This is a genomic window from Moorena sp. SIO3E8 (genome assembly GCF_010692445.1).
Lineage (GTDB): Bacteria > Cyanobacteriota > Cyanobacteriia > Cyanobacteriales > Coleofasciculaceae > Moorena > Moorena bouillonii.
Genome location: NZ_JAAHHM010000082.1, coordinates 1 through 8,356, shown reverse-complemented (window position 1 = coordinate 8,356; position 8,356 = coordinate 1). Strand labels below are relative to the sequence as shown.

5 protein-coding genes are annotated in these 8,356 nt (G+C 42.3%); 2 read left to right on the top strand and 3 right to left on the bottom strand.

From position 1 onward, the window contains the following. Together F6K46_RS26620 and F6K46_RS26615 are read left to right on the top strand one after the other, a co-directional pair. The coding region (locus F6K46_RS26620; protein ID WP_293067547.1) for an amino acid adenylation domain-containing protein at window positions 1-4,188 on the top strand (4,188 nt) is incomplete at its 5' end. A gap of 49 nt (window positions 4,189-4,237) precedes the next feature. Next, window positions 4,238-5,050: a class I SAM-dependent methyltransferase gene (locus tag F6K46_RS26615; protein ID WP_075896359.1), complete on the top strand. Its 813-nt coding sequence runs from the start codon at window positions 4,238-4,240 to the stop codon at window positions 5,048-5,050. A 262-nt stretch (window positions 5,051-5,312) separates the two neighbouring features. Here F6K46_RS26615 and F6K46_RS26610 read toward each other — a convergent pair whose 3' ends face one another. The 3 genes from F6K46_RS26610 to F6K46_RS26600 all read right to left on the bottom strand — a co-directional run. Beyond that, entirely contained in the window at window positions 5,313-5,444 is a 132-nt protein-coding gene (locus tag F6K46_RS26610) for a hypothetical protein (protein ID WP_293067552.1), read from the bottom strand. 57 nt (window positions 5,445-5,501) lie between these two features. Then, entirely contained in the window at window positions 5,502-8,057 is a 2,556-nt protein-coding gene (locus F6K46_RS26605) for a PhnD/SsuA/transferrin family substrate-binding protein (protein ID WP_293117516.1), read from the bottom strand. An 88-nt stretch (window positions 8,058-8,145) separates the two neighbouring features. Next, window positions 8,146-8,356 (bottom strand): hypothetical protein (locus F6K46_RS26600; RefSeq protein ID WP_293117513.1); only part of this gene is annotated, 211 nt, incomplete at its 5' end.

Below are 8,356 nucleotides of genomic sequence, written 5' to 3'. Positions count from 1 at the left end.
AAACCATCCTTTAGCTTACCTAATTTAGAAGTAGGTTGGTATGAAGGGGCAGGAGCTGAGATGACAGTGAGGTTTGACTTAGAGTTACATTTGTGGCCAATAGGAGAAGAAATTAAAGGATTCTGTGTCTATAACACAGACTTGTTTGAGGCAGAAAAAATTAGTCGGATGGTGTCACATTATAAAAACTTACTATTAGCAGCAGTAGAGAATCCAGAGAGACCTATTAGCCAGTTGCCATTAATGACACAGCCAGAGCTAGACCAAATACTGGTGGAGTGGAACAATACGAAAACAGATTATCCCACAGACAAATGTATCCATCAGTTATTTGAGGAGCAGGTAGAGAAAACACCGGATGCAGTAGCAGTAGTATTTGAAGAGCAAAAGCTGACCTACTCCCAATTAAATACTAAAGCCAATCAACTAGCCCATTACTTGCAAAAATTGGGAGTAGTTCCAGAAACCCTAGTGGGAATATGTGTAGATCGTTCAGTAGAGATGGTAGTAGGTTTATTAGCCATACTCAAAGCCGGAGGAGCTTATGTGCCATTAGACCCGGCCTATCCCCAAGAACGCCTAGAGTATATGTTCGCTGACTCCCAAGTGTCAGTGTTACTAACTCAAGAACAAATATTAGCTCAACTCCCTCAACATCAAGCCCAAGTAGTTTTTTTAGATAGAGATTGGGAAAAAATAGCAACTGAAACACCAGAAAAAGTAGAGAGTGAAGTCAGTCCCCAAAATTTAGCTTATGTAATTTATACATCAGGTTCCACAGGTAAACCGAAAGGAGTATTGGTAGAACACAAGGGACTATGTAATCTGGCTACAGTTCAAATGCAAGGGTTTCAAGTCAACTCCAACAGCAGAGTCGTTCAGTTCGCATCATTAAGTTTCGATGCCTCCATCTCGGAAATAGTCATGGCTTTAGGTTCAGGAGCCAGTTTGTACATAGGCAGTCGAGATACTTTAATGCCTGGAACTGGTTTAAGTCAGTGGTTGCAGTCGAACAAAATCACCCATATCACCATACCCCCCTCAGCTCTGGCAGTGATGCCAAAAGAGGAATTACCTGATTTAAAGACCATAGTGGTAGCAGGAGAAGCTTGCCCACCAGAGCTAATATCCTACTGGTCTGTGGGGCGACAATTTGTGAACGCCTACGGACCAACAGAATCAACAGTATGTGCAACCATGGCCGAATGCTCACCAGAGTGTTCTGTACCACCCATAGGTAGGCCGATCAGCAATACTCAAATCTACATCCTAGACAAGAATTTACAACCAGTACCCATAGGAGTATCAGGTGAAATTTATATAGGTAGTGTTGGTTTAGCTCGTGGGTATCTCAACCGAGAGGATTTAACAAATCAGAGATTTATCCCTAACCCCTTTGACAACTCAAAAGTCAACCCCCCCCTTACCCCCCTCCTTAAGGGAAGTCAAAAGTCAAAATTATTATATAAAACGGGTGATTTAGGCCGTTATCTAGGTGATGGGAATATAGAATTTATCGGGCGGATAGACCACCAAGTCAAAGTGCGAGGATACCGGATAGAAACTGGAGAAATAGAAGCAACCTTAACTCAACATCCCAGTGTCAAACAAACAGTAGTAGTAGCCAGGGAAGATAACTCAGTAAGTCAACGTCTTGTAGCATATATAGTACCATTAGTTGAAAGCAATATCACATCAAACCCAGAACTATCAAACACTCAAATCAACAGTTGGCAAAACCTATTTAATCAACAAATTGATGAACAGAAGAGTGAAGTAACCGACCCATTATTCAACATCTCAGGTTGGAGTAGCAGTTACGACAACCAATCCTTACCAGAAAGGCAAATGCGAATTTGGGCAGGAGATATTGTAGCTCAAGTATTAGCACATAAACCGAAAAAAGTATGTGAAATAGGTTGTGGTACCGGGTTGCTACTATTTCAAATCGCACCCCACACACAAGCCTATTATGGCATAGATATATCTAGTATTTCACTAGATTATATCCAACAACAAATACTCCAGAAACCCGAGAAATATGCTCAGGTCAATCTAGCACAGAAAAGAGCAGATGAGATCGGTGACATAGCAGCTCAAAACTTCGATGTGGTGATTCTCAACTCGGTAATTCAATATTTTCCGAATGTAGAGTATTTGTTACAAGCAATATCTGAGGCAATTCGGATAGTCAAACCAGGAGGAATAATTATCTTGGGAGATGTCCGGAGTTTGCCATTAATGAAAGCCTTTCACTCTTCGGTGCAACTGTATCAAGCAACTCCCTCACTGTCACAACAACAACTCTTAGAAAAGATAGACATAAAAATGGAGCAGGAGACCGAGTTGTTAGTCTCACCAGAGTTGTTTGTAGCTATCAAAGAAAAACATCCAGAAATAACTCATGTACAAATCCGTTTACAGAGGGGAACAGAACACAATGAACTGAATAAATATCGCTATAGCGTACTGTTGCATATAGAGGCACAACCAGGAAAAGTAATAACACCGACTGTAGAAAGTGGAGCGTCTCTGAGTGCTCAGGAGATAGAAACTTATCTGCGAGACATTGGGCCAGAATCAATTTGCTTTAGTGGTTTAGTCAATGGCAGAGTAGCTAATGATGTAGAGTTGGTAGAGTGGCTATCACAGCCAGAATCAAAACATAATGTGCAGCAGTTGAGGCAGAAATTAGAGTCAAAGCAAACCAAGAGCATCGACCCAGAGAGGTTATATGAACTAAGTGCATCTTTAGGGTATAACTTAGAGTTGTGTTGGTCTGCCCAGGGAAGTCCGGAATTGATGGATGGGGTATTTGTGCGCAGTGAGTTAGCTAAAGAAGGGATAGTGTTAACACCCCTAACTCAAAAATCGGTGGTAGCAGGTAACTGGCATAATTATGGGAATAATCCCTTGAGTTCCCAGTTGAGAAAGGAACTGATACCGCAGTTGAGAGAGTATCTACAGTCGCGGTTGCCAGAGTATATGGTGCCATCGGGGTTGATGGTGTTGTCGCAACTGCCTCTGACTCCTAACGGTAAGGTAGACCGTAAGGCTTTGCCTGAACTGGATGTGGCCAGTAGATATCAAAACCAAGAATATGTTGCACCACGCGATCGCCAAGAATTACTATTGCTAAAAATATGGGAAGATCTTTTAGGTATTCATCAAATTAGTATTAAAGATAATTTCTTTGACCTAGGGGGTCACTCACTTTTGGCAGTTCGCTTGATGAAATATATTGAAAATGAGTTGGGGAAATCTCTACCCCTGTCAACCCTCTTTCAATCTCCTACTATTGAGGAACTAGCTGCTGTTCTCCGTCAAGAGAGTATTTCCTCCTTTTCCCCTCTATTTCCTATTAACCCAAATGGCTCCAAAGTGCCAATATTCTGCATACACCCTGGTGGTGGAACTGCTTTCTGCTACTTTGAGTTAGCTAAACTATTGGGAACGGAGCAACCCTTCTATGGTCTACAAGCATTAGGTATAGAAAAAGGGCAAGAACCACTCACACGGGTAGAAGATATGGCTAGTCTTTACCTTTCTGCTATTCGTGAGGTGCAGCCAAATGGTCCGTATACTCTACTTGGTTGGTCATTTGGTGGAGCAGTAGCATTACAGATGGCTTACGAATTAACGATTCAAGGTGAACAAGTAGCTTTTCTAGGATTACTTGATACCTACGCCCCATCGAAGTTGACTGATGAGCAAAACATAGTAGAAGTAGAAGGGGAAGAAGTTGTCTTTCAATTGTTTGGGGGAACTGTTTCTATACCTACCGAAGAATTCCAGAAACTTGCTCCAGAGGAAAGAACAGTCTTTATTTTGAAGAAAGCTCAACAAGCTAATGTAGTTCCTCATGATTTTCAGGTTGCTGATATTGAAGGTCTCCTGAAAGTTTTGGAGCTAAATTACAATGCAATGCGTAGCTACTCACCACCCAACTATTCAGGTTCTATGACTTTATTCAAACCTGAAAAAGGTTCATTGGGATTCTCCCAGGAAGTCATTGCTGCTATGGGACCAACTCTAGGTTGGGCAGACGAGTCCATTGGCGAGGTTAAGGTAGAAACTGTTCCTGGTTATCACGAGTATATGGTTTATCCACCAGGCGTAACCACCTTGGCTAAAAAGTTACGAGCTTGTATAGAGAAAGCTTTGAGTAAGGTCAGTTATAGTCAATAATTGAATCAACTCTAATCAAAATTTTAAACAAACAGGATATCAATATCTTATGTCTCAAATTGTTACTGAATTAACAGGTGTACCTCGCACCCTACTTTTACCACTCAGAGGACGAGCTGAAGAACAAGCTAATTCTCATCCCCTATTTCAAGATCCACTAGCTGTTGAGTGGTTAAAACTCGCGGGTTGGGATCAAGAGCTAGAGAAATTTTATTCTAAAAGTGCTAAAGCTGGTAATATTGCAGTTGCTATCCGAACTTACCAGCATGATCAAATAACATCTGGTCATATTGCCAAGCATTACCATCCAGTTGTAGTGGAATTGGGTGCTGGATTATCTAGTCGTTTTCACCGTATTGGACAGAATGCTTATCGTTGGTTAGAACTAGATTTGCCCATGGTAACTGAATTGCGCTCTAAGTTAGATACACAGACAGAACAGCATCAGTTTATTAGTGCTTCAGTTATGGATTTTGACTGGATGAATAATTTGCCCAACGTAGAACCAGAAAACATTTTATTTATTGCAGAAGGCTTACTAGCCTACTTTGAGGTAAATGAAGTCCAGCAACTCATATCTACGATGCGCTCTCGTTTTCCAGGGGCTACCTTAGATGTGGAAGTTCTAGGAAATTATGCCAAGATGTTTAGTAAAAAGTTATCTCAAATTGGAGCTCCCCTAAAGTGGTTTGTTAAGAATGAAGAAGATTTAGCTGCCATGGGATTGCAAGTAGTCAATACTTGGCCTATCTATCAGCTACATCAAGAACGTTGGCCTTGGCAATGGCAACTACTTTTGAAATTCCTTAGCAAATTCCCCTACTTTCGTAATGGATATCTAATTGTGGAAACTAAGTTATAGCAATCAGGAATGAGATGTGATAAAATACTAGAATAGTTAGTGGACAAAAACCTGAAATAATTAGATATTTTTATGGAATTTATTCCACTAATACAATGGATGAATCCAGAATAAGATATGTATAGTGGCGATCGTTAATCTTGAAGGCATCAAGGTAAAATAGATCAGGACATAAGCAAGGGCACTATATAGCAATTATCATAGTAATGAGGTACAGTAACAGCAGTGAGTAAAGCAATTATGAATATCTTCCTTGTCTTGATTAGTCTCCAACACAGTCTGGTAGAATTTTTCGCGTAGCGTGACCGTTCGCGTAGCGTGGCCTAAAGGCCAAAAGGCCAGGAAACATATTTGCTTTGGGGAGGCTACAGAGACTTCCCGTTTTTTTTGGCAAAAGGTTAGCTTAAACCATTATTCTCTCTAGTTTACAGCTCTCTTGTCACCCCTTGAGTTAATCGACATACTCTTCGATAAACTTCCTAAGTTGCTTCACCTTAAAATCTTTAGCAAATCTATAAATAATCTTAGCAAATGGCACAAACTTAGCATCTAATTTTTCAAGATTTTCGGCTTCTTGTCTGATGTCAAACACACTACCTCTCTTAGCAAAGTCATAAAGTAGGATTAGGAGATCAGATGGGGGAGGCACAATGGCATCTAGCTGGATTTCTTCAGCTCCAGCATCTGTTATAGTTTCTGGTTTTGGTATGAAGTCTTCATACACCCATTCCAGTTGCAAATGCTGTTTTAATTTTTCCAGTAATTCGGCTACGTCCACTGGTTTGGGAATAAAATCATCGCAGCCTGCCTTCGAACTCTGTTCCTGGTCTAACTCATAAACACTGGCAGATGAAGCAATAATCAACAGATCTTTCAATTGATCTAATGAGCGCAGACGTCGCATCATTTCCAAGCCATCCATCACCGGCATCACCAAGTCAGTAATAATTAGATCAGGGTGAAATGCTGTGGCTTTTTCCAAACCCTCAACCCCATTACTGGCCTCCAACAGTTCAAATCCCAGAGGTTGTAACACATTCACAATTACAGAGCGATTCTCCCATTTGTCATCTACTACTAAAATTTTCCGTGCTTTCCCCTGACAACCTATAATAGTTTTGGTAGAGGCTTGCTTACTGTCAATCACAGCTGTAGCAATCGGTAACTCTAAATCTATCGAGAAAAGGCTACCTTGGCCATAAGTACTCTCAACATTGATAGCACTTCCCATCAAATTGATAATTTTTTGGCTAATCGCTAATCCAAGCCCAGTGCCTTGTTCACGATGCTCAACATTCCCCACCTGTTCAAAGGGCAAAAAGATTTTTTCCAGTTGTTCTGGGGTCATCCCAATGCCAGTATCTTTAATTATAAATTTAAGTTTTACTAGGGGGGATTGGATAGTAGTAATTGCTTGGTGGTTACTGATAACGTCTACCTTAAAGGTGACTCCGCCATGGTCAGTAAACTTAATAGAATTTCCCAAAAGATTAATCAGAACTTGTCGCAATCGTTTGGGATCAGCCAGGATCCCCTCTGGCAGATGGGATGAGGGTTGATAACTAAAAGCAATCTCTTTTTGCTGGGCTTTGACGCGACACATTTCTACAACTTCCATCAGAAAGGACGGCAAATGAACTTCTGTCGGAAACAGTTCCATTTTCCGAGCTTCGATTTTGGATAAGTCTAAAATGTCATTAATCAGATGGAGTAGATAGTTGCCACACTTATAAATAAGGTTGATCTGGTCTTTTTGTTTAGGAGTTATCTGTGGATCCCGTTGTAGAATTTGGGCGTAACCCAAAACGCCATTGAGGGGAGTACGCAATTCATGACTCATATTAGCCAGGAATTGACTTTTGGCGTGATTAGCCTGATCAGCCGCTTCTTTAGCTGCTTTGAACTCAGCTGTACGTTCCTCAACCCGGATTTCCAGTAAAGCATTGGCTTTTCGGAGTTCTGCTTCGATTCGCCTACGGCCAGCTAGATAAACTAGACCATAGCTAAATCCAAAACAGGAAACACCAGCAAATAACAGCCAATAGCGGTACTGATAGATGACTTGACCCAGAGTCACTTTTCCCCAATCTTCGTAGGGACGAACCCGCAGATTCCGTAAGGTTTCGTGACAAGGTTGGTAGTTGGCCGGGATCGTCCAGCCCTGATAACGACCAGCTTTGGCCGCTGGGTGCTCAGAAGGTATGGTCATTAATGCGATCGCAACCTTTTCCGCTAACTCCACTGGGGTATGGGATAGTGTGGAAAAAGGCCATTGTGGATAAAGTTTAGTACTCACAGCAAAAGGGAAAGTGTCCTGATATTGAGTTTGCTGATTGAGGATAAAAAAGTCATCTCGATTAATTTTGCCCTCCTGTGCCATACGTTCGAGGGTATCAGTGCGGACAGTGCCAGCATCGACAATACCATCACGAACAGCGTAGACCACTGCGTCATGGCTACCACCAAAGTGGAGGCCTCGAAAGTCACGGTAGGGGTTAACTCCAGCTTCTAACAGAATTTCCCATGCCATTTGCCAGCCCCCAAAGGCATTTTCACTAACGGCCATAAAGGTTTTGCCCCGTAAATCCTTTAAATCCTGAATATCATTGCGGTCAGCATGACGCAGGATAACTGCTCCAAATTGGGTGTAAGGCTTGCCTAGGCGTAGATTTTTTAGGGTGGCAATTGGTATTGCCCCATAAATCGATTCCAACCGTACATACATTCCAGGATTGGACAACACAAAGTCCACCTCCTGGTTAGCTACTATTTCTTCGAGGGTGTCAAACCCTAGTGGTACAAGTTGGAAAACATAGCCGGAAATAGTTTCACTGAGATAGTCTAGGGTCGGTTGCCATTTTGTTTTAGTATGCTCAACACCCCGAATTGCCAGCACTCCCACCTTAACAATCTTTACCTGTGAAGTCGTTATTTGTCCTGTTCCATCTACAGGTCCCTGAGCAAGAGTAATCCCTGGGGCAGTCGATGCTATTAGTGATAATCCCATGCCTAGAATCAGGCTGGACTTAATTAATAAATAAAGACGAATCATAGTATAGCAGTTTTCAATTAAGTAAGGTACAAAATTTTGGTTTTTAGGGAGTAGGGAGTCGGGAGTAGGGAGTCGGGAGTAGGGAGTAGGGAGTCGGGAGTCGGGAGTCGGGAGTCGGGAGTAGGGAGTAGGGAGTCGGGAGCAGGGAGTCGGGAGTCGGGAGTTGGGAGGCGGGAGTGGGGAGGGGGGGGGGGGGAGTGTGGAGGCGGTGGGGTGGGGTGTGGATTAGGAATGGAGTGTCCGCAAGAGCTGTG

Excerpts from the sequence above, each read along its gene's own strand:
- F6K46_RS26615 (WP_075896359.1), top strand. The coding sequence starts at position 4,238 with ATGTCTCAAATTGTTACTGAATTAACAGGTGTACCTCGCACCCTACTT.
- F6K46_RS26605 (WP_293117516.1), bottom strand. The coding sequence starts at position 8,057 with ATGGGATTATCACTAATAGCATCGACTGCCCCAGGGATTACTCTTGCT.